This window comes from Vibrio sp. YT-17 (assembly GCF_033337375.1).
Lineage (GTDB): Bacteria > Pseudomonadota > Gammaproteobacteria > Enterobacterales > Vibrionaceae > Vibrio > Vibrio alginolyticus.
Window position 1 is genome coordinate 208,555 of the sequence record NZ_JAWOQP010000003.1, and the last position, 22,717, is coordinate 231,271.

Below are 22,717 nucleotides of genomic sequence, written 5' to 3' on the forward strand. Positions count from 1 at the left end.
CAATAGCATTACATGAAATAGAGCTGAGTGGGCTTTTGATTAGTACAAGGTTAAGTTTGACGTTGTATATAGCTATGAAAGCTTGGAAATACTGGACCATTTATCAAAAGGAATATCTAGATTGACAGAAGTATCCTCTCAGATTATCAACAGTAGCGCCATCCCTGCTTGGAGTGGGTTTGTATATCAGGGAAAAGTCGCCTTGTATCACGCGATACGTCTTCTAGTTCAGCGGGATATTCAAGCACATTCCCTCAATGTTGAGCACCTAGATGATTTTGTTATCCACGATCGAGCCAGGCGTGTTTTATCTCTTCATCAAGTAAAAGCTATGAAGAGTGACAAGCGCTATTCTTATAACTCTGCATTGCAGCAGGCATCAAAAGTATCAGAGAGGTGTAACGAGAATACTGTTAGATGGTTTCACGTTTCGGTGGAGCTTGATGACTTTTCTGATAGAGCTGCTAATGACGCTGATGGTGAGCATTTTGTTCAGTTTTATCAGTACCATGATGAACGTTGTTATGTTGAAACGAACTCTATCGACCTTAAACTCAATGAAATTGTTGATCAGTACCTTGAATCATACGGGCTGCCATCCACAGAATTACTAATTGCGCACAAATTGGCTAAGTTGCATGTATTGTTAGCTGGGAAGGTAAACTTAGCTCATTATCGAAACCAGCATGAGTCGATGAACAAATTTGAAGCTGCAGAATCTATTCCAATTTATTTTTCTGACATTGTAAATTGTTTGCGTTCTGAGGTAATTCATAGTGATGATCGAGCAGCAATTTTGTTTGAGTTTAGAAAGACTCTTTTGGATAGAACCGATCAAATATTAGATAGTCTTCAAGAAAATGAATCTGTTGATTTGAATGGTATTTGCCAGTGTAGATTTGCAGTAGCTAATATGGGTGCTCCTGCTTTAGCTCGACTCTATTATTCAAAGAAACCAAATCAAAAGGAAATCTCATTATCTGGTTTTAGTAATGATACAGTAGATAATTATTTAAGAGTTATTCTTAGCATCATGGGAGTTAAAACATCTGAAGACTTACCACACTATTTCAAAAATGGATTAGGTTCATTTCTTCCTACTGCAATGAAGTTCGATTTTTTAAATCAAGAGTTAGATATAAAGCAAATTCAAGAAAATGTTGATGCTCTTCGTGGAAACCTGACCATACAAGATGTGCTTTATGATTACGACAATCTAGTTGTACATATGGATAGTGCTCCATTTCCACTTAATAGTGAATCTAGTTCTACTGGTAAATTCACAGAAATATCTGAAAACGATAGAAACCGAATTACAAAAATAAACAATGTGAGGTTTGTGTCAGTCCGTGACGCAAGTGATGAAATAAATGATTAATCAAATAATTAATACGCTATCAAGCAACTCTCCGTGTCAGTTTGAACTAGTAGAACAAGATGCTGAGCAGTTTTCTTTTTATCGTTCTATGTCGAGCAACTATCATCGTTTTCTGGCCGTTGTGAAGGTTTCGAAATTGATGAAACCAAATGAGCTTAATCAATGGGTCTTGGCAAATACACCGCACGTGTTAAGAGAGCACCCCACTTTTGCAAAGAATACAGATGTGGTGGTTTTGTTCGAGCTAGATCGGCTAGCCGATATAATTGACCATGAAAGTGAGGTTTTTTCTTTAGAGGAAGATGGCTTCAGCTTTAAAAAACATGTTTTGTATTACTCTCAAACCGAACTAGATCTTCTCAATGAAATCGATACAAGAGATTTTGCTAATTTGATAAAAGATCAAAGTAAATTCAGCTTATATAAGAAATCCCCGTTGGTAGAGTCTGAGTATGGCATAGCAAGCCGAATTTTCATTAAGTTACCTTTCCTATCCGTTCCTGTGGATGAATCTGAGTTGGATGACCCTTGTAAGCTTGCAGATGATTACCTGAAAAATGTGGATTTGTTGGCTTTGAATAATGAGTTTGAAGCTCTTATTGCCAACAATGGAAACAATTACCAAGCAATAGTTGAGGATTATATTCGTGGAAAAATGGCGAATTCACAGGCTAAAGATTAAAGGGTTCAAAGTATTTTCTGAGTTTGAAGAAAGTTACTCATCTAGCCTGATTGTTTACGATGGCCCAAATGGTTTCGGTAAAACCTCGTTGTTTGATGCCAAGCAAGTGCTCTTCTGTAATAAGCTCCCTAGGGTAGCTGCAAGGCTTGGTGCGTTAAAGGTCTCAGGGAGCAAAAAGTTTAAAAGAAGCTTGTATCAAAACCACTATAGTGAACAAGATGTCTCGATAATTGCAGAGCTTAGAAAAGAAAACGAGTCGATTTATGTAATGAGGCTAGCAAAGAAAGAGGACCTAGATGCAAGCAAAAATAAGCCGAGTAGCTTTGAAGACTTCAAGCTGTATGAATTAACAAGTTTTGACAGTGTAGCTGATGCTAGGTTAATTGATGATGAGCACGCATTTTGGTCTGAAAAACTTGGTGATAAGTTCTTAAGTAACTTTTCTGTTCTTAATTACCTTCAACAAGACAGCAAATCCATTGTTATCCCAGACGAGTGTGACAAGAGATCGAGGACTGGTCAAATTGAGCATCTTATTAACCTCGAAGAGCTTAAAAAACGTATTGATAACATAGGTAAATTAAAATCTGCTAGCAAAGAACAATTGGCTAAAGCTATTGGCGAACATGCAGTTAAAAAGGATTCACTAAAAGAACTGCAAGATGCGTTAACTGTCGATGATTCAGAGGAAATTAATTATACGAAATTAACAGATTCCACTATTACTCCACAGTGGGATATGGAGCGACCATTTTCGGTAGAAAATTATAAGAATATAAGTGAGTTGTTAGAGCAAACTAGTTTGTTAAAACGAATTTATGCCGGAAGGCAAGAGATAGCTAAGAGGATTCGAAACGGGCAAAAGATTGATTTTACTAAGCGTGATGAATTTGGTTTAGCCATTAGGTTATATCACCACTTTGATAGGTTAGCAGAACTAAATAAAAAGAAAGTTCGATTAGATGAGCTAGAAAAGGTCTGTAGGACGTTGAGCAATGACCCTTCTAAACTTTCTTCAAGTCATGGTTCTTTCTTATCAGCTTACCTTGAAGCAGGAGAAGCTGAAGAGCTGATAAAACTTTTACAAGTTAAAAATAACTTGCTTCTCGAACATGGAGGGATGAGTAGTAAGCAGGTGGAAATGATGCAACTTCGGGGTAAGTTGCTACAACTTGGTGATGAAGATGATTCTGAATGCCCTCTCTGTGGTTTTGATTATCAAGAAAAAGTGCTATTAGTTAAGGCGATAGAAGCTAAGACTGAATTGATAAAGAAAAAACTGGACGGGATTGGGAGGCAAATTACCCAATGTTATCAAGGTATGAATTCAATTTTGAATCCATTAAAAGTTAAATATATTTCTGATTTAGAAAAAGCTCGAACCGAGTTTGAAGGCAGGTTGTATTCTGAGTTAACGGTGCATGAACATCAGGAAAAAAGGTTGATGGCTATTGGAGAGAGACTTATTTCACTAGGCATCAATCTACCAAAACGTTACGTCGTTGAGGAAGAGAGTCAATCTGAGCAAATTTCAGATGTGAAAAGTGCAGTTTTAAGGTCACTTGAACAAGAGGATGAGGTAATTTCAGAGCAGGAGTTAAATTTCTTTGCTCAGAATTTTGGTGATCTGGAGAAGTTAGATCGTTTGACCGAAGAGATGATTGAGTCAAAACGAAGCTATATTCAGCAGCAGCATAATTTGACGGTTAATGCTTCCATCTTAAAGAAAAATAAAGAGGTATTGCTAGCAGAAGAAAAAGTAGGCCATTTAGAAACGCTTAATGGGCAACTTGGACAGGTTGAGACTAAACTAAAGCACGCTCAAACCGATTACATGAACCGAACGATTGGCCAAATGGAGTCACTTTTCCACATTTACAGCGGACGCTTACTTCAAAATTATCAGAGTGGATTAGGTGTGTTTATCGATACACCGGATGCACAGCGAAAAACCGCAGCTATGAACTTTACAACCGCGCGTGATTCTCAACATGATGCAACTCTGTCGATGAGTAGTGGACAGATTAGTGCACTTTCATTATCTCTGTTTTTAGCATTAAATAAAAAATACGCTAAGACCGCTTTTGTGTTTATTGATGATCCGACCCAGTGTATGGATGAGATCAATATTGCTTCATTGAGTGATTTACTTCGAGTTGAGCTGAGAGATCGGCAGGTAATCATCTCTACACATGAGCAGGATATATCCGACTATTTATGTTACAGGTATGGGAAAGCAGGGCTTTCTAGAAAGCAGGTTAATTTGTTAGAAAAGGCCAAACTTGCTGCAAATGGTGGCAATGTTTATTAGATGTATTAGAGCATATAGTCAATGGTCGACTTGATACGAGTTTTATTTTTAGAGACTGTCCTAAATTTTGTGTAATTGTCTATATCAGCGTAAGTGGAAAGCTATGCGCTTTCCACTGTTCGTATTTTTAACCGACTAGTTTTAACCCTTTCTGATTCGTTACCGTTTCACTAGACGCTAATTAGCTAGTAATCAAATCCATGGTTATTGGCAGAAAAATTGGCTTTTCATGGACACTCCGAAAGGTGCAGGTGCCAGCGCCATGCTGTACAGCGTTATCGAAACGGCAAAGGCCAACGGGCTGATTTTGTATGACTGTCTGGTTTAGGGCATGAAGGAGTTGGTTAAGCCAGAGCCTGACATCGACTCACTTCTCCCTTGAAACTTCTCTCACTAAGGCCGCGCCCGTGGGATCGCGGAACGTTTACCAATAATCAGTCATGTTAGCACTAAGTGAGAAAGAGCTTGAATATTGACATTGTTTTTTTGTATTTAATATCAGGATGTTACCCTTTTCATGTGTTTATTCTTATTTGGCAGGGTTTAGAGGTAATCCTTGGAACTAATTAGTAATTCTATTAGTATATATGTTCAATACATAGTTTAAAAACCTTGGTCTACTTCGAGCTTTGACTATATGACCTTTTGATGGTGCGGTTTTGTCTTTACAGTACTACCACATAAAATTAAGCAAGAATGCTAATGGTACTTTGTTCTCAAAGATTGAGGGCAAAGATGGCATCATTACGGCATATATTGGCAAAAAGAGCTTAACAGAAAACCGATTCTACGCGCTCCCTATAGTGGGGCGAGAATACATAGCATTAGTCAAAGGTGAGCCTGAAGGTCCTCACTTTATTCAACAGCTCATTCCAGTAGAGTTTAGCGATTTCAAACAGCCGGTCATGGTGAGAGTCTCGTATCGTGGTGACATATCACCTCAAATTTCTTGCTTAGATACGGATGGAAAAGAATTACTGACCATCGTTTCCGAGTCATATGAAAACTACCGAAAACTCTGTTACTGCGTTTCTCACAATTCGTTGGTAGGGATAAGCTTCTTAAGAGATGAAAAAGGATTCAAGCTTGAGGTGGTTGAGTCCAAAGCAAAGCCGACTCAGTTAACGGGTTACTTATACAACATCACAGTCAAGCCGACCAAAACAAACAGTAAAAAGGACATAAAATGGTACAGTGCTTGGTTTTGTAGTGACGATGGCCAGTGTCTATATACCGAGTTTCCCGGGTTTTTAATAGATGATTTTCTCGTAGTCAAGGAGTCTAGCGAGATTGACAATGTGACGCTCAATTTTGACCACGAAAACCACAGGTCCACGGTATGTTTAAAGCAAGCAAAGGAAAAGCTCGCTCAAACGCTAGAGGGACAAAAAGTAGGGCACTGTTTTTATTTTCTTAACAGTGACGGTGACAAGTACTACTTTACTTTTGAGACTTTAGGCGCGACTTTTCGCGCGGTCGCTTGGTCAAATGAGCTGCAGCGTTTAGGTATCGAGGGTGACAAATTAACTTATGGTGATCTTGTTGAAGGGATGCTCAAAATTACCTTAAAAAAAGAAAAAGGTCAGCTCTATCTTGGGATTATCTCTTCGACTTGTACCAATTACGAAGGATTAATTACCTATCAACGCAGCTTTACCCATAATAAGGTCAAGCATTTAGTATTTAAAACACAACCCTTTGATGGAAATCAGTTCATCATCAAGCAACCGGAGTTATTTGCTCACAGTGTCATTGATTATATCGAGAAAGGGGCCCAGGAGAGAGTCAGTCTCTACGAGTTTCAGAAAAACAAAAAGTTCGCGCCAGAATGGAAAATAAAATCGAAGGATCCCATTGCGCTCGCCCCAAACCATCATCATCAAGATCTGGTCGCGTTTGAGGGCAAAGCGGCGCATGATTGGTATGTCTATAGTCAAGAGAAAGATTCCCCTTTCGGTCAAGTCAACCGAGAACTCGATCACTACGCATTGCGAAACCATTTAGTCTGTCAAGTCATCTCACAGGGTGTCGCGCATATGATTTTTATACCAGCACCATTGCTGAAATTGCAGGGCATAACTCAAATAGAAGCTGGGACTCTTATGCGAGGTAAAGCAAGACTCGAACTTCTTGAATTGTTTACCGAGGGGCAGCAAGGGTGGCTCGCTGATACCTGTGAAGTCATCGATGACGTCGAGCAAGTAACAGGCCTTTCGCGACAAAGTAGCATCTCTATCGAAGAGCTTACCTTCTCCTGTGAGGAAGTCAGTCAAGCGTTTACGTATTATGATAAGAAAGCTAAAGCCTCCAAAATCGTCCGCGTCTACAACTTCATTTCATTAGATAAAAAGCGCGGCTTTCAATTTAAAGACTATAGTCATCAGTTATTAACGATATCAGAGCCTGAATGTTACGAATATGTTTGTAAGATCCAGGTAAATGGTCAATTCAACAATGTGAAAGAAATTCTTTCCGCTAAGTTTCGCCAATGAACGCTCTAAAATCTCTTTACGCCCTAACGTCACATAACAATATCGAAGTGTTAAAGAACGCTGAACGAACCCGGCTCATGCTTCCTGAATCAATCGAGGAATGGGACAATGACTTGAGTCAGAAACTCACTTCGAAAAAGTTGCCAACGCCAAATGGTTCCAGTTATTTGATTTTGGAGATGGTCAAGCGAGGTGAAAGTCGAGGCTACTTGTTGTTGGCCATTCCGGTCAAAATTGACATTCCAAACGATAAAAGCGGTTTCTTTCTCCACCCAAACCCTATCAAGCCGATTCAAATTAACCCAGAGTATCTGTTAGGTGAACACAATGAGAGTAAGCCTGAAGTGATCTTGGCTAGCTCGTCGAATGCTTTAGAAAATATAGCGGTCTATTATCAACTCGGGACATCAAAGTCTTGGCTAAAAGAGGCGAAGGAGCTTTTTTACCATACCTGCGAAGTAAGTAGCTTACTGGAATTGACCAAGTCAATCAGTGGGCAATTGAGCAATGTTGATTTAACGGTCCAGTTTAGCATTTCGTCGGTCCTTGATTCGGGAGGCTCCTTAACGCATATCTCGAATCTATACCGAGGTCTGCTCTCCGACAGGGCGGAGGATTGGCAGCATACTCCGCTGAAAAAGTTACTAGCTACGCTCGAAGGCAACAGCTATTCGGAGACGGTATCAACCCAGTATCTTGAGGCTCAAACAGGTTGGTACAGTGGTCACATCGGCTCGAGTGCCATCATGGGGCATATGGACACAAGAACGGGGGATAGTGATCCGGAAAAAGCGCGTGAGCTTTTTCCATTAGATAATACACAACGTCACGCCTCTATAATGGCCCGGCATCTCGGTGCTTTTGACGAACAACACCCTGAGTTGGGTCAGGTCTTGGCGGTAAGTGGTCCACCTGGTAGTGGCAAGACATCCATGTTAAAAGCGGTCATTGCTCAAGAAAGTGTCATCGCAGCCCTAGAGGGAAGGCCGTGTCCGATCATCGTTGCTGCAGGTGCAACGAACCAATCAGTGAAAAATGTCGTCTCCGCCTTTCCTGACGTATTGCATGATGACGATGACGATTTCATTTTGTACCAACGCTGGTTACCCAAGATCAACAACTACGGCAGCTTTTTAGCCTCCAGCGATGCGTTAAAAAAATTCACTGAAGAAGAAAGAGCCAAAACGCCGGTGATTGAAGCTTTTGGTAAAGAGAAGCCTTTTGTCTTTGGTTGGACGAGTGTGTGTGAGGAGCTTAATCATCTCAAATCCTTGCCAGATCATGAGGCGTACTATTTGGCCAAATTGCAGCTTCACTGCCAAAGGTTGGGGCTCCCACACATTGACCATATAGAACAAGCGAAACGTTATCTGCATAAGTACTTAACGGATCAAAGTGCAGAGATGCTTGCCGTGGCGAAGCACTGCGTGGCTCAAATCAGAGCCGGACATGTTGAGCCTAGTGCTTTGTTCCCAATCTCTGATACTCGTTATTGCCTACCTTATTTTGTCACGGCTAGGGAAGAGTTTTCGGCTTGGCTACAAATGGACAGAACCAGCCGAGGTTATCTGGATATTGTCGAGCGCTTAAATCGAGAACGCATTAAAGATGAAGCCATTCCAGAAGCGAAATTTGGCGAGAAATTACACGACGTAACGGTAGATATCTACATTGAACACCTTCTTGATACCTCGTATCGACCGTTATTGTTTCACATTGCGGCAAGGTATTGGGAAGCGGAATACCTTTTATCACTGAGAAACTCAGTTCTGTTTGCTCAAACAGAAGAAAACATCATTGAAGGGTTAAGACGCATTTGTATGGTCACACCTGTTGTCATCTCAACCCTTCATATGCTGCCTAAGCTACTGCAGGTCAAAAGCTATACCCCAGGATCCATACAGCGCTCTTTTGTCTACGGTGGGATAGACTTACTGATCACCGATGAGTCGGGGCAGGCTGATATTCGCTTAGGTCTCCCTTCCATGTCGCTGTGTCGAAAATTGATCAGTGTTGGAGACATCAGTCAATTAGAGCCAGTAATTGATAACAAGAAAGATATCTCAGCCTATGATGACTACAGTGCTTGGTTAAAGGAAGGGTACAGCGCTAAGCAAATTACACGCTTGATAGAGCTTGGTTTCACACCGACCTCTGGTAGTTTATTGCACTTGGTCATGCACGCCTCAACGTACTCCTACCAAGGTGCAGGCTTTATGTTGAGGGGGCATTATCGTTGTTTTCAAAAAATCATCGATTACTGCAATCAAATGGTTTACGACAACAAACTGTTCTATCTGCCAAACAATGACAAAGAAGTCGACCCAGAAGATCTACCAGCTATGGCCTACGTGGAAACGCCTGGGTCTTCGGAAGCTGGGAAAGGCAAGACATCCAAAGTCAATTATGCGGAAGCCAACCTTATCGCTGAAATGGTGGTTCTGCGTTATCGAAGTTGGCAAGAGCGCTTGAAAAAGGGAGATGCTCTGCCTGCGCTCGCGTCCATGCTAGCGATTGTAACCCCTTTCAATAAACAGCCCGAAGTGATTCGCGATGCACTGTATAAAACCAATGAGGCACATGGTCACTTGATCCCAAAGAGTGAAATCGAAGACACGACGATTGATACTATCCATAAGTTACAGGGTGCGGAAAAAGACATCGTGATATTTTCTGGTGTACAGACACACAGTGATAGCGCACGACTGTTCTTTGAGAAACAGCCCTTTTTACTCAATGTTGCAGTCTCAAGAGCGAAGAAGTCGTTTATTGCCGTAATTTGCCCTAAGTTGTATCACTTAAACCAAGTTTCATTCGACCCGCAAACGTCCCAAGGTTCACGCAACTCTGTCCACTTTCTAGGGCATTACCTTAACCAACATGGTAAACGTCTGTTCCCCAAACACCTATTTATCGTTGAGGCGAAAGGCAAGGTGAGTGTATTGACGCGGATGCTCGGACAAGAATATGTCGTCTACCCAACCAATGGCGCTGTCACCAAATCGGGGTTGCAGGAGGACAGTGTAGAGACTGCACGGCGACAACTGTTGCCCGACTATGGTTTAAACAGCAATGGCACTCAGGCTTTGGACGCAATCCTCACCGAAGGCCCGAAAGTGAAGAGTATTTTACTCGCAACAGATAATGACAACGTTGGCGAGACCATTGCTTGGCACTTATTCCAACACACGAAAAAAATAGCCCCTGAACTCGCGCGCAAAATGATCCGTGTGCCACTTAATGCTATAACAAAAGAACATGTTAGTGGGGCCAAGGATAACCCACGAGACTTTGATTTACACATGGTTTCTGCAGAAATAAGTCGTGACATTATTGATAAGTGGGTTGCTCAGCGAATGTATGCCGTCATCCAACAGCATGCGCCTTTGAAGAACATAAAATCGATTGGGATGGGCCGTGTTAAAGCCGCGGTTCTCGACTTATTGGCCAAAAAGAAGATGGAAGTGGAGCGAGTACGCTCGACGTCAATTAACGTGACCCTAAGCGTAAATGGCAGGAAGATACAAGGGCGACTGAGCAACATGTCACCTGATGATGTGATCAAATTTAAGAAACAATTAGAGGACAAGAAGATTACTTCGATGGCTAGTGATCCCGAACGGTATAGTTTCAATAAACTTGAAAGCAAACTCACTTCTTACTCCCCACCCAATCGATCGACAGCGGGGCTGTTACGATATGCTTACCTCAACTATAAATTTTCCCCGAGTTTGACCATGACGTTACTTCAGCGCTTGTATATTGGAGATAATGTTTGATGAACAGTGCACATGATGACATTAGTGTCTTGAGCTCTGACGTGTTGGATGAAATCAGCGACCCAAATATGAGGGCGTTGTTTGAGCTGATTTTGCACATGGAAGAAGCCGAAAAGATGGGAAATGCGGAAACCATCAAGCAAACCTTAGAGTTCACTTTCAATAGTGAAAATGGTCAGGCCCCAATTGTATTTGAAGTCGAGTCAGTGACTCAATCAGGATGGTGGGAAGGGGAACTGTTCCAAGACAATCGGATCAAACCTAAGCTAGAACCGTCATTGACGAAACATGACTTAGACGCCATCGAACGGGGGGACTTTGTGATCACCTTAGAAGGTGAGGAAATAGCGCTTCCTGCGCTTCGTTTGGATGAGTTAATTGAGCAGATGGAATTGTATGGGATCGCACGTCCTTCTACGATTGAACACATTCTAAGCACGTTAATGGAAGACTCCTCCTTGATAGATATCAATACCAATGTCGATGAGGTGTCCGTGACCCAAACCGGTCAAATCGTTAACGAGACTCTCAGGGCGCATCTGGGCGATATTGGAACCTTCGAGTGGAATGGGTCACTTTCAAGCACCTTGCAGGATGTAGAAACAGGGTATCTATCCGCAGATATCCCTATCCTTATGGTTTACGAAGATCTGTTCGGATATGAAGAAAGAACCAAGGTCAACGAGATGACATGGACGGACCCCAATACGCTTTATTCGCAAGATAAGCGTCCAGAGCGTGTAGGTGGTCTAGTGACTAAACTGTATAAGACCGTTGAATAGCCATGGGTTATATTACCTACCCCCGTAGTACAGGAGAACGTTTACACAAACAACGTTTGCAAGAGATCTCGAGACTCATTCGAGCGCTCTCGAGCAAGGTGAGCCTGAATGATCTCAACAGTATTATGACATTGTTACATTTGATCGGTTGGCATCGTCTACCACCGTATTTGAAAAGACTCCTTCTCGAGCACTTACATCAAGAACTCTACGTGAAGTTAGAGCCCGATGTGACATCGAACCCGGATGAAATGCAACAGTATCGGGAGCATATCCAAACACTCAACGCGACCATGGTGTCCATTGGTCTTTCTCTTAGCCCTGATGTCGAACGACCAATCCATGAAAGGCTCAATGCTACTGGGCTGTTTGACTTTCGAGTTGCGACCCAACAGTTGGGCACAAGCAGCCCACCAGTATTGATAGACTCGAGTGGCATGACATTGAGTTTGGCTGATGATAACCATCCTGTCTCCGATCAATCAGGCCAGGCGATAATGCAAGCGATTCATTCACATCCAAGTGAAGCTCTCGTCTTGCAGAAAAGCTTTATGGCAGGTACGCACTCTACGATAAAAGTCAATAGCCAAAGTCAGATTAAGCAAGAGGTGACGCCAACGAGTGCAAAAGATTCGGGTAATGTAGTTACACTCGCGCCAGGCAAAAAAGGCAGTTGGAATAAACAGCTCAACACGAAACTTAAATCAAACCAAAGCTACAAAGTCGGCGATCATACGTATAAGACAGACGCTAATGGTCGTGTTAATCGAGTCAGTGGTAAACTGCAGCTTAAAACAAGAGACAGAAACACCTATCAACAATCGAAATCTAGTAAAACAGGCGGCATCAAAGACGGTCTTCCCCGTGATGATGGCGGTCATTTGGTCGCATCCACCTTTTCTGGCGCGGGAGAGCAGATTAATTATCTCCCGATGGACTCCAACCTCAACCGCAGCGCCTGGTTAAAAATGGAGAATGAATGGCGAAGTGCTTTAAAAGCCGCCCCTCCTAAAGACGTAAAAGTCGATATCTTGCCCCTTTATGGTAGAGACAGTAATCGACCTGATGCCTTCGCAGTCAGGTATTGGACAAATGGCAAAAGCAAAGTAAAATTCTTCTATAATCGACCAGGGAAATGAACATAAATGACCGTAGATGATCTCTACCTTACTATCGCTCAAGACATCGTTGATGCGATAGATGATCAATGGAGCAGTGCCATTGTTGTATTTTATCGAGAAGAAGACGCGGGTGAATTTGAGTGCGTGTACAAAAAAGATGACTCAGGTAGTGAGCATGACTTTGTTGTTAGCTATGATGCCTATCAAGCTTTTGAAGAACTTCATCAAATCACTACCGAGCATGGGCATAATACTTGGAATAGAGCTATATTCACTCTCCAGCCAACCGGTGATTTTAGCATTGATTTTGATTCGGTTTAGAAAGTGACTCGACAAGTTGAGTTCAACGTTGACATGCATTTCTCTCAAGACTTCCAATTAAGAAGGTACACTCAGGATCGTAAGTATGAGTCAAGAAATAGATTTTAGTTATTGGCCTTTCACTCGAGATTTGTGTGTGGAAAAACTCAAACTTACCCAAATGGAAACCCCTTCCTTAAGTTACAATTTAGAGTGGATAGAGCTGAGTATCGAAACTTTTGCTGTGGAATACAGCAAAAGCCCTTCCTTACCTGATAATGCGCGCCTACTGGAATCAATAGCGGCCTCTTTCGATCGCATGTCAAATAGAGACTTGGCGAATGGAATTGAGGATAACCCTCAATGCCAAAAAGCTATTGCTGACGTGATTAAGGCGACGCTTTGCCGACCCCTTTCACCAGATAACCTTGAGCGTATCAACCGGCTGTATTCATTAATGCCTAGGGTTCCATCTTTAGCGCTATTGGATGCTTACATTATGTACCAAGTTACTTTTGGCTACACAAACTTATTGGATGATTGGGACCAAAACTTCGAACGCTACAGCAAAACATACGGGTGGAATACGCTCAGTCGATTACAGATCGATTATGGGATCGCGCTGGTGAAAAAATCGGTCCCCATTAATGAAAGCTTAAAGCAACAACTGGTAGAGCAGATAAAAATTAGCAGTGGAAATTCGGCGATGCCTATTACCGCTCAAAGTAGGCTGAATTGGTTGAAATTTCTCGACTAACATGTGCTAGCTTATGAGCTGATCTGACAGTTACCCACTTTTCGATGCCTGTCAGATTATATCTGGGCTAGATTCTTCTAGACGTACCTCGCGACCGTGACTCCACCTTTTGAACCTCAGCTCGTTCATAAGCTGTGCCCAACGGATGAATCTGCGAGAAAAGTGGTCTATCTAGCTATTCAGGCTGCCTCCAAGAAATGGACGATGCCAATTAGAAACTGGCGGCAAGAGCTGAACCGCTTTATGATTATGTTCGAAGACCGATTAGCTGAATACTTGTAACCAATGGCAGTTACAGAGAATTATTTACAGGGTCGTGTCCGATATTGGCTGTGAGTTCAAGTGCTTTTCACTCGCAGTTCTAATATATTCACTCCACCAGCGCATAATGTCTTTCCTCTGCTCAAAGAAGTTTGAACGGTTGTAACTGGCCCGAGTTTCATTTTGATCTGCGTGAGATAGACATGCTTCGATGTGCAACGTATCGAAGCCTTGTTCATGTAAGGCAGTAGAAGCAATCGCTCGTAGCCCATGCGCAACAAGTTCACCTTTGAAGCCGAGGCTACGTTTGAGTGCCGCGTTAGCCGTAAAGATGCTTACATGGCTGTTCGGGTTTCGTTCTCCGGGGAAGACAAACTCTTTTCCTTCACTTTGAGGACGCATTTTAGATAGAATCTCAATAGCTTCGTCAGTCAGTGGCACTTTGTGCTCTTTTCCGCGCTTCATTTCAGCCGCTGGAATCGTCCAGCTCTTATTTTGTAGTTCAATATCCTTCCAGCGTGTTCTGGCCGCTTCCTTGGGTCTTGCTATCGTGTGAAGCTGCCATAACAACAGACACTTTGTCTTATCTTGAATCTTTTCGTTTTTTTCTAATCTTGATAGAAACTTGCCGAGCATTTCTGGTCGGATTGTGGCCATATGTTCAACTTTGTGTTTTTCAAAAGCGTTGATCATTTTAGTGAGAGGGTTGGCTTGTAGCACGTCGCTCGCTACAGCAAATTCCATTATTTGATTTAAGCTCTGACAAATTCTTTTGATGGTGGATAACTTTCCGTCTTTTTCGAGAGGGCGTAGCATTTCAATAGCATCACGTCGAGTAATGTCACTTACTGGAAGGGGCCCTAGGTTATCAAATACGTACTTTTCCAGTGTTCTCCAGATTCGCTCCGCATGAAATGAGCTGACTGACTTGCGTTTCCTATCAAACCACATGGTTGAAACTTCGAGAAAACTATCATTGTGCTTTCGTAATTCTTCGATTCGTTTATCTTCTTTGAATCGTTTTGGATCGATACCTTCTGCGATTTGTTTCCGATATTCGGCGGCTTCGAGTTTTGCAGCTGCAAGTCGCAGTGAAGGGTAGGTGCCCATTGGAATTTTGGTTATTTTTCGCGTTACAGGGTGACGGTACTTAAATTGCCATGCCTTAGTGCCTATCCCTTTATCTGACCGTTTAGGGCGAATACGTAGCTGTAAACCCTCTTCAACAGTGAATGTATATTCCTTTTCTTTGATAACGAGAGCTTTGATTGATGTATCAGTGATTCGTTTTGCCATGGCCAATGATCTTTGAGGTGACTACTTGAAGACCATTGTATAGTAAATTGATTTGGTGGGGTACCAGGTGGGGTACCAAAATGATGGTTTTTAGCGATATTTTGTGGGACGTTCTGGAATTGAGATTCTATTTAACTTATTGATATTAAATAATAAGCGAGATAGCTTGGTAAGTTCTGGGATTTCCATGTGGGTGTCCAGGAAACCACTGGATTGAGTTATTAACCATTTGAATTTAATACCTTAATTTTTCTAATGCTCCAGCGGTTGTAAAAGTAGCAATGTGAGTCTTGAGTAATACAATACTAGAACGCATTTTCTAAAACTGTGTTTACTTCAAGCTGCTCGAAACCGCGGAGTTGAGCTTTCTTTCATGTTAATACGTCAGTTTATCATGGAATGATGATGAATCATTCAAGATGAAAGTAAAAAGCTATGGCGTGCAAACCTAAACGCACACATCTCTTATATATACCGACTCGCAGTGAATATCCGTCTGGGTGAGAGACCGAACGCAAACGCTGTGTAGTCAAAGGTGGATTGTGTTGTCAGATTGTTCTGACGAATTTTGGTTTTCTGCTTTTATATCAAAGTGTTATTTTTATTTCGCTGTTGAGCGAAGTTTGACTTTTATCTGACAAAAACTAGTCTGAGCTTCCATTCAGAGGAAGCAGTCATGCTCAGTATTCTTAGAAGTATTACGGTATCGTCCGTCGCCTTAATTTTTTTAGCGAGTTCTTTTTGCTCAATGGCCAAACAGAGTCCTAAACCGAAGGTCATCGTTGGCGTTATTGCGCAAGACGAAGCTAAAGACTCGTTTGACGGTAGCGTTGGTCCTTCGTACGGAATTAGTCTTGAGTATTTGTCTAACATTACTAAAGCTTTGGATTATGAGTTAGAACTTCGGACTTACAAGCATATTCCGTCTTTACTTGCGGATGTCGAAAGCAAGAGGATTGATGGTGCGGTTGGATTTAGTAAAACAGCAGCAAGAGAAAAGCGTTTTTTGTTTTCGATGCCTTTCTTTTCGAGCACTATCGCTGTTTGGTATCGGAATGCCACTTACCGAGATAGTGATGCGCGTGATCTTAAATGGGTGTGTGTTGAGGGCAGTGTGTATTGTGACAACCTCACTGAACGTGGTATCGATAAGATACATTACGTTAAAACACGTTTAGAGGCGTTTAATGAAGTTAAGCGAGGTAAAGCGAACGCGCTGATTTACACTTATGTTGGTATTACCCAATATTTGGATTTGAATGACATTGTAAAAGGGGTTGTCGATATTCCCAGTTGGTTGAAAAACGAAGAGGTGAGTTTTATCGCTTCGTTGGACAAACAGAGTCTGATCGATGACATCAACAAAATCCTTCAGTGGGAGCAAAATGGAAAAAACATTCGCTCCGTCGCCTCGAAAAATCCTTACCATATCAGTGATAAGTTATTGGTAGATTACCGACGTAATCATCAAAACAAACTAGTGATAACTTACAGCAGCAGTGACGAAGCTTATCCGTTTCTCTACCGAGATTCGCAAACGGGCGAGTTAGACGGTTTCTTTCCAGACTTCATCGACTTATTGCAGTCTCGTACTGGCTTGAGCTTTAAGTATGTGAAACCGACGTCGAGCCTTTCTAATGGATTAACGGCATTTGATGCCGATATAGTCCCCGTTTCTTATGTGGGTGAGCTACCTAAGTCAGATTGGTTGTTCACTAAACCATTCATGCACAGTAATTACGTGGCTATCCAAGCGGAGCAGAGCAAGCGCGATAAATCTGCATTGAAAGAAGCGGGTATTCTGCTCACTTTGAAAAAGCAAGGGTTAGTTCATTTGGGCACTTGGCAGCAAGGCCAAGTTGATCATTATGATGATTTGAAAAAGCTGCTTACCGATTTGAAATCGGGCGTTTTGGATGTGGCTTACATTCCTGACGACATCGTTCACAACATGATTGCACAAGATCAAGTCGATGGCTTGGTGATCAATGCGGAGGACGTTTTGACGTTCTCTAATGCATTTGCGGTTGCAAACCACAATACACAACTGCAACACATGTTGAACAGCATCATCGAAACCATTGATTCTAACGAGATCGAAAAACTGCAGCGTTCTCACCGAAGCTTCAAACTGACTTATGGCTATGACGCGGAGCAGATCGCTACATTTGTTGTTGCTGGTTCATTCATATTCTGTCTCATGTTAATTGCGGCGTATTTCACCTTATCTCACATGCGACTTAAAGTGAGGTTAGCCGAATTTAATGCTGACAATGAGGAAGCGCAAAAGCAATGGCTGATGGACATCATCAAAGAGATCAATAGCTTGGTTTTTATCCATAGTGAAAATAACCATATGGAGATGAGCAATTGTGCCAACTACAACAGTAAACAGTGCCAACAATGTAAGTTGAAAAGTGATTCTACGCACGCTCCTCTGGTGAATAATTTTGATGAACTGACCACTGTTATTGCTGGAAAGCGTGTTTCAGAAGAGGTTGCCTCGTCGGGCTGTGAACTTGATATTAAACATGTATATCGAGAACGCAAAGTCATCGCTTCTCCTAGCGGTAAGAACAAGTTTGTACTGACGGTTATTCAAGATATTACCCAGCAAAAAGAACGTGAGCAGGCGTTAATCGATGCGCAAAAAGAAGCGCAAACCGCGGTACGTGCGCGCGAAAACTTTTTGGCAACCATGAGTCACGAATTAAGAACGCCATTGTCGGCAGCACACGGCATCCTCGATCTGCTAAATCACCAAGTGACGGCAGATTCAAATCGCGAGTTAATTGCCCAAGCCATACGCTCGCTCAATCATTTGAATACGCTAGTAGACGAAGTACTGGATTATTCAAAGTTAGAAGCAGGGCACTTAACCGTCGCCCCAGCTAAGACCGACTTGCTTAAAACCTTGTGCGATGTGTTTCGAAGCTTTGAACCACGAGCGCTCGCGAAAGGTTTGGATTACAAAGTGACAATCAAACCATTTTCGAATGCTTTCATTGAAATCGACGCGCTGCGATTGGTGCAAATTACCACCAATCTGCTCTCCAATGCGGTGAAATTCACTGCGGAAGGCGAGGTTGGAATCAGTGTCATTCTTCATGAAAAGCAGCTTATTTTGAAAGTGGCGGATTCAGGTATCGGCATGACGGATGACCAACTCGAAGGCATTCTCAATCCTTTTGTTCAAGCGGATGACACTATTACGCGTAAATATGGCGGTACTGGATTGGGGCTGAGCATTGTTGACCGATTGATCGACTGCATGGGCGGCGTGCTCTGCATCGATTCACAATTTGGCTTGGGCACGACGATTACCGTCAAACTGCCAATTGAGCATTGCGACTCTGAGCCAGACGTTTGTTTGAACTGGACGTATAGCGAGAGCTTACCACTTAATATTCGCCAGTGGTGTGACGCGTGGAAAATGCGTCCAGCGACGTTAAAAACAATGGTGGCGAACCTTCACCCTATACACGACAGCGATGCCAGTTTTAATGGCCTAATGCTGCGTGACGAACAAAGAGTACTTGGCAGTCTTACGCTAAGAGAGCTTAAGTATCCAGATATATTGTTCAATTTGCTCTGCCAAACGCAGCAAGACACCAAGCTTAGTGACGTAAATCAAGAAGTGGTTTCTTGGGTTCTCGGCACGGTACTGGTCGCAGAAGATAATCCCATTAACCAAAGCGTGATAGCAATGCAGCTTCATGAACTTGGAATCGAACCTGTCATTGTGAACAACGGCCGCGAAGCATGGGAATACATCAACCAAGATGAAAACGTTGTGTTGCTGCTGACCGATTTTCATATGCCAGAAATGGATGGCTATGAGCTTGTTAGGCACGTGAAAAACTCCGAATTTAAAGCTATTCCAATCATCGGTGTGACAGCAGAAGATGCTCGTCTTGCCATTGAACGTACACAGGATATCGGCATTGATGATGTGCTCTACAAACCCTATGACCTTAATCAATTAAAAACCGTTTTGATTCCATTTATTGGCGAAAAAGAGAGGGGGAGGCTGCCCGGCTGGATTAAACGGTTCAAAGCACAGGACGCAAAAGAGATTGCGCGCGTGTTTAGTCAATCAATGTCTACAGATATAAAAAACTTAAACGCCGCATCGACTGAGCGAGACAAAAAACGGGTCATTCATGGCATCAAAGGAGCGGTTGGGACGATAGGGGTAAGCATGCTGGCTGAGCTTTGTATTGAGGCAGAACGAGTTACTGCTGCGGAGTTTGACAGGCGAACAGCGGAGCTAATTTTACGAATCGAGCAGGAGATCGAAAACATAAACTATTGGGTAGAGACAAATGAATACACAATTTAATGTGATGGTGATTGATGACCATCCGCTACAAACCACAATACTTACGCAAATATTGGAACGCTATTGCGCGCAAGTCATCCCTTTTAACTGTGTGGATGCCGCTATTCAGAGTGTGCAGGAACAACATTTTGACGTAATTTTTTGTGATATCCAAATGCCCGGAAAAGACGGCATCGATATGATGGAAATGCTCGATGAAGTCCAGTACCAGGGGCAAGTTGTACTGGTCAGTGCAATGGAATTGACCATTATTTCTGCGGTAAGAGCCATGTGCGAGGGATTTAGTTTTGAAGTATTAGGGAAGCTGCCTAAGCCATACGATGAAAATGAAGTCGTTGATTTGTTGGGTAAAATAAAAGATGAAAAAGCGAAACAAGTCAGCTTTGCGCAACCTATTGAAGTGGAAGATCAAGAATTCCTGTTTGCTCTGGCTGAAGGGCGCGTGAAAAATTATTACCAGCCTTTAGTCGATGTGCAAAGTGGGGAAGTGCTTGGGTATGAAGCGCTCGCGCGTTGGAATCATCCTATTTATGGTGTGTTACCCCCTCATTATTTTTTGCCAATTGTAGAGCGTTGCCGCCTTTCTGGAGAGTTGTTTCAAGCTGTATTGAGTAATGTTATCTATGACATGAAACACCGCGGATTGACGCAAAACGTATCCATCAATGTAGACCATGAAAATTTAGAAGATACGGCGTTCTCTCACTACTTTTTACAGCAATGTTCAGAGAGCGAGATTGACCCATCACAAATCACCATTGAAATTACAGAGCGAGATACATTTCAGACTAGCGCGTCCCTGTACAAGAATTTACTCAAGTTGAGGATGAACGGTGTCACTGTCTCAATAGATGATTTTGGCACGGGTTCATCGACGTTTGAAAAACTGGCTCAACTGCCATTCAACGAGTTAAAAATCGATCGTTCGTTTGTACAAGGTGTCGAATGCGACATCAAAAAACACAACATCGTTGTTGCTATTTGCGCGTTAGCGAAAAGTTTGAATATACGACTGGTCGCGGAAGGTATTGAAGACGAAGTCACACTGCAAGCGATACGTGAGTATGGGATTGATCTTTGCCAAGGCTTTTACATTGATAAACCCATGCCACTAGAAGCCATAACCATACTAAATGAAAGATATGAATAAATTGAATTACTTGATCTTTGACGATCATCCTCTCGTTTGTGTTGCGATCAAGTCGTTGATGGAAGAATTAGGTAAAACAAACGGGGTATTTACTGCAACATCAGCGAAGATGGCATTACAAATATTGAAAAAGGAAGAAATTCAACTGTTGATCTTAGATGTGAACTTGGCAGATTGCGATGGGTTTGATTTCTACAAACGTATCAAATCCCATGGTTATGAAGGCAAAGTCATTTTCTTCTCCGCTGAAACTAGCCAAATGTACAGCCAAATGGCTTTTCGTTCTGGCGCTGATGGCTATGTGTGTAAATCGGAAAATCACGACATTCTTAAAGACGCGATAGAAGCGGTAGAGAAGGGGTATACCTTCTTCAAATTTAAGCAAGTTGTTAACAGCGTTCGAGAAATGCCACAACTTTCAAGCAGAGAAAGTGCAGTAATGAAGTATTTACTACAAGGAAAGTCCAATAGAGAAATCGCTTCAGTGCTATCAATAAGTGATAAAACAGTCAGCACATACAAACGCCGTCTATTGGATAAATTTAACGTAAAGAACATTGTTGAGCTAACAAGAGTGGCGGGGGCGTAAGACCGCATCATGACACTTAAAAGTATCGCGTTGTCTCTTTTCATCGCAACATTACTATTCGTCACTTCTGTCACAATGATTGGTGCGGTGTTAATTTCTTATGAAGTAAAGCAGTTCAACACTTACGCGAATAATTTAGCCAAAATAAAACAAAAAGTAATTCTCATGGGGCTATTGACGGAAGCGCAGCTCGAGCAATACAAAGGTATGAGCGTGAGTGAAGTAGAAGCGCAAACAGAGCTGAGCTTTCAAGATGCGATTTACTCCCTGTCACGTTATGAAAAACTTAATTACGTTGAAGCTGTTGCACGGAAATCGCTTCATCAGGCTGAAGCGTATTTATCAAATGCGTTCAATCGACAAAATGCCGTTATGTATTTTCGTTCTTATACTGGAAACAAACTCATCTTAGAGAGACCGATTGAAGCGCTAGAGGGAGTGAAAGCCACATTTGATGTTGATTGGTGTAAAAGTAACTATTCTTGTGTGTTAGCCGCGTGGAAAGAACAACTGACGGACCGGGTATTGTTTTCCCTACCATTTAAAACGACATACTCCGATGACATGGCGATAAGCATCATGAGTCCGGTTTACTTTCAAGGTGAGTTAGTGGGGGAGTTCTCGGAACAATTGTACCTCTCGCCGCTTTACAATGATGGGAAAGCGGTAGATGTTCAAATAGCGAATGGGAACAAGCAAATGGTGATTTATTTCGCTGGCTACCCCTTTCCATCATTCGCGTACACCCAATCATATGTCGCAGACAACAACAATCTTATCGTTTACATGTACCCATTCAGTAAAATTGTACTGGATTACGTGTTCTTGTTTATCATCTTCTTTTTCGTAACTTTAGCGTATTACAACAAAGCTTATGAATCTAAAGAGAGCAAACTTCGCCTCGCGAAAGCACTGACGAACGTGACGAAAGATGATTTAACGGGATTGTTTAACCGCAGAGTCTTTCAAGATAGCGAATTCAAACGTCGTTTGGAAACCGCGCCATATTCTGTCATTGCAATAGATGGCGATAGGATCAAGCGAATCAATGACCATTACGGTCACCATGTAGGGGACGAAGTTATTGGGATTATTGCTGATGCTATGTCTAAAGTGTTTCGAAATAGTGATTATCTAGTTCGAACTGGTGGTGATGAGTTTGTTGCGATTCTGCCGGGTTGCAGTATCAGTCAATCTTCAATATTGGCGAAGAAGCTTCGTAGTGTCGTTAAAGATAACCGACTAAAGACCTTGGATATCGAAGTTAGTGTGAGTACTGGTATCGCGGCGAATGAATTACACGAAACGCTTCAGGACGTTATTGTACGTGCAGATGAAGATCTCTATGAGATGAAAAAACACAGACAAAAGTCCCATTAAGCAGCGCTAGTATTGACTCAATGTTAAGTTACGGAACATAACCATGACATAACTGTTTGATTAATTTGACCAAACAGAATGAGTGGTCTTTTATATT

14 protein-coding genes and 2 pseudogenes are annotated in these 22,717 nt (G+C 42.2%); 15 read left to right on the forward strand and 1 reads right to left on the reverse strand.

All coding sequences use genetic code 11. From position 1 onward, the window contains the following. Window positions 1-121: 121 nt before the first annotated feature. The 11 genes and pseudogenes from R7F67_RS04735 to R7F67_RS04785 all read left to right on the forward strand — a co-directional run. Entirely contained in the window at window positions 122-1,378 is a 1,257-nt protein-coding gene (locus tag R7F67_RS04735) for an ABC-three component system protein (RefSeq protein WP_258614619.1), read from the forward strand. Beyond that, window positions 1,371-2,060, forward strand: a complete 690-nt coding sequence (locus R7F67_RS04740) for an ABC-three component system middle component 1 (protein ID WP_318057050.1) — start codon at window positions 1,371-1,373, stop codon at window positions 2,058-2,060. The genes R7F67_RS04735 and R7F67_RS04740 overlap by 8 nt, the downstream gene beginning before the upstream one ends. Beyond that, window positions 2,026-4,371, forward strand: coding sequence for an AAA family ATPase (locus R7F67_RS04745; RefSeq protein ID WP_318057051.1), 2,346 nt, complete (start codon window positions 2,026-2,028; stop codon window positions 4,369-4,371). The genes R7F67_RS04740 and R7F67_RS04745 overlap by 35 nt, the downstream gene beginning before the upstream one ends. A gap of 211 nt (window positions 4,372-4,582) precedes the next feature. After that, window positions 4,583-4,753: pseudogene (locus R7F67_RS04750) on the forward strand (IS66 family transposase); the annotation flags it as partial. A gap of 277 nt (window positions 4,754-5,030) precedes the next feature. Then, on the forward strand, window positions 5,031-6,863 hold the full coding sequence (locus R7F67_RS04755) for a hypothetical protein (protein WP_318057052.1): 1,833 nt from the start codon (window positions 5,031-5,033) through the stop codon (window positions 6,861-6,863). Then, a complete protein-coding gene (locus R7F67_RS04760; RefSeq protein WP_318057053.1) occupies window positions 6,860-10,642 on the forward strand; it encodes an AAA domain-containing protein in 3,783 nt (1,260 codons plus the stop codon). Before R7F67_RS04755 ends, R7F67_RS04760 begins: the two co-directional genes overlap by 4 nt. Beyond that, on the forward strand, window positions 10,642-11,424 hold the full coding sequence (locus tag R7F67_RS04765) for a DNA topoisomerase (protein ID WP_318057054.1): 783 nt from the start codon (window positions 10,642-10,644) through the stop codon (window positions 11,422-11,424). The genes R7F67_RS04760 and R7F67_RS04765 overlap by 1 nt, the downstream gene beginning before the upstream one ends. A gap of 125 nt (window positions 11,425-11,549) precedes the next feature. Next, entirely contained in the window at window positions 11,550-12,563 is a 1,014-nt protein-coding gene (locus R7F67_RS04770) for a DNA/RNA non-specific endonuclease (protein WP_318057055.1), read from the forward strand. A 6-nt stretch (window positions 12,564-12,569) separates the two neighbouring features. Next, window positions 12,570-12,866 (forward strand): antitoxin YezG family protein, encoded by a 297-nt coding sequence (locus R7F67_RS04775; RefSeq protein WP_258614611.1) that lies wholly within the window; start codon window positions 12,570-12,572, stop codon window positions 12,864-12,866. 85 nt (window positions 12,867-12,951) lie between these two features. After that, window positions 12,952-13,602 (forward strand): hypothetical protein, encoded by a 651-nt coding sequence (locus R7F67_RS04780; RefSeq protein ID WP_258614610.1) that lies wholly within the window; start codon window positions 12,952-12,954, stop codon window positions 13,600-13,602. Window positions 13,603-13,731: 129 nt separating this feature from the next. Then, window positions 13,732-13,884: pseudogene (locus R7F67_RS04785) on the forward strand (IS256 family transposase); the annotation flags it as partial. 24 nt (window positions 13,885-13,908) lie between these two features. Here R7F67_RS04785 and R7F67_RS04790 read toward each other — a convergent pair. Further along, a complete protein-coding gene (locus R7F67_RS04790) occupies window positions 13,909-15,159 on the reverse strand; it encodes a tyrosine-type recombinase/integrase (protein ID WP_318057056.1) in 1,251 nt (416 codons plus the stop codon). A 676-nt stretch (window positions 15,160-15,835) separates the two neighbouring features. Here R7F67_RS04790 and R7F67_RS04795 point away from each other — a divergent pair. The 4 genes from R7F67_RS04795 to R7F67_RS04810 are packed head-to-tail and all read left to right on the forward strand — an operon-like array spanning window position 15,836 to window position 22,620. Continuing rightward, window positions 15,836-19,501: an ATP-binding protein gene (locus tag R7F67_RS04795; protein WP_318057057.1), complete on the forward strand. Its 3,666-nt coding sequence runs from the start codon at window positions 15,836-15,838 to the stop codon at window positions 19,499-19,501. Next, the gene (locus tag R7F67_RS04800) at window positions 19,485-20,651 is read left to right on the forward strand and encodes an EAL domain-containing response regulator (RefSeq protein ID WP_206948991.1); all 1,167 of its coding nucleotides are present in this window, start codon (window positions 19,485-19,487) and stop codon (window positions 20,649-20,651) included. The genes R7F67_RS04795 and R7F67_RS04800 overlap by 17 nt, the downstream gene beginning before the upstream one ends. Beyond that, the gene (locus R7F67_RS04805) at window positions 20,644-21,240 is read left to right on the forward strand and encodes a response regulator transcription factor (RefSeq protein WP_158159339.1); all 597 of its coding nucleotides are present in this window, start codon (window positions 20,644-20,646) and stop codon (window positions 21,238-21,240) included. Before R7F67_RS04800 ends, R7F67_RS04805 begins: the two co-directional genes overlap by 8 nt. Before the next feature lie 9 nt (window positions 21,241-21,249). After that, entirely contained in the window at window positions 21,250-22,620 is a 1,371-nt protein-coding gene (locus R7F67_RS04810) for a GGDEF domain-containing protein (RefSeq protein WP_017635346.1), read from the forward strand. The last annotated feature ends 97 nt before the right edge of the window (window positions 22,621-22,717 follow it).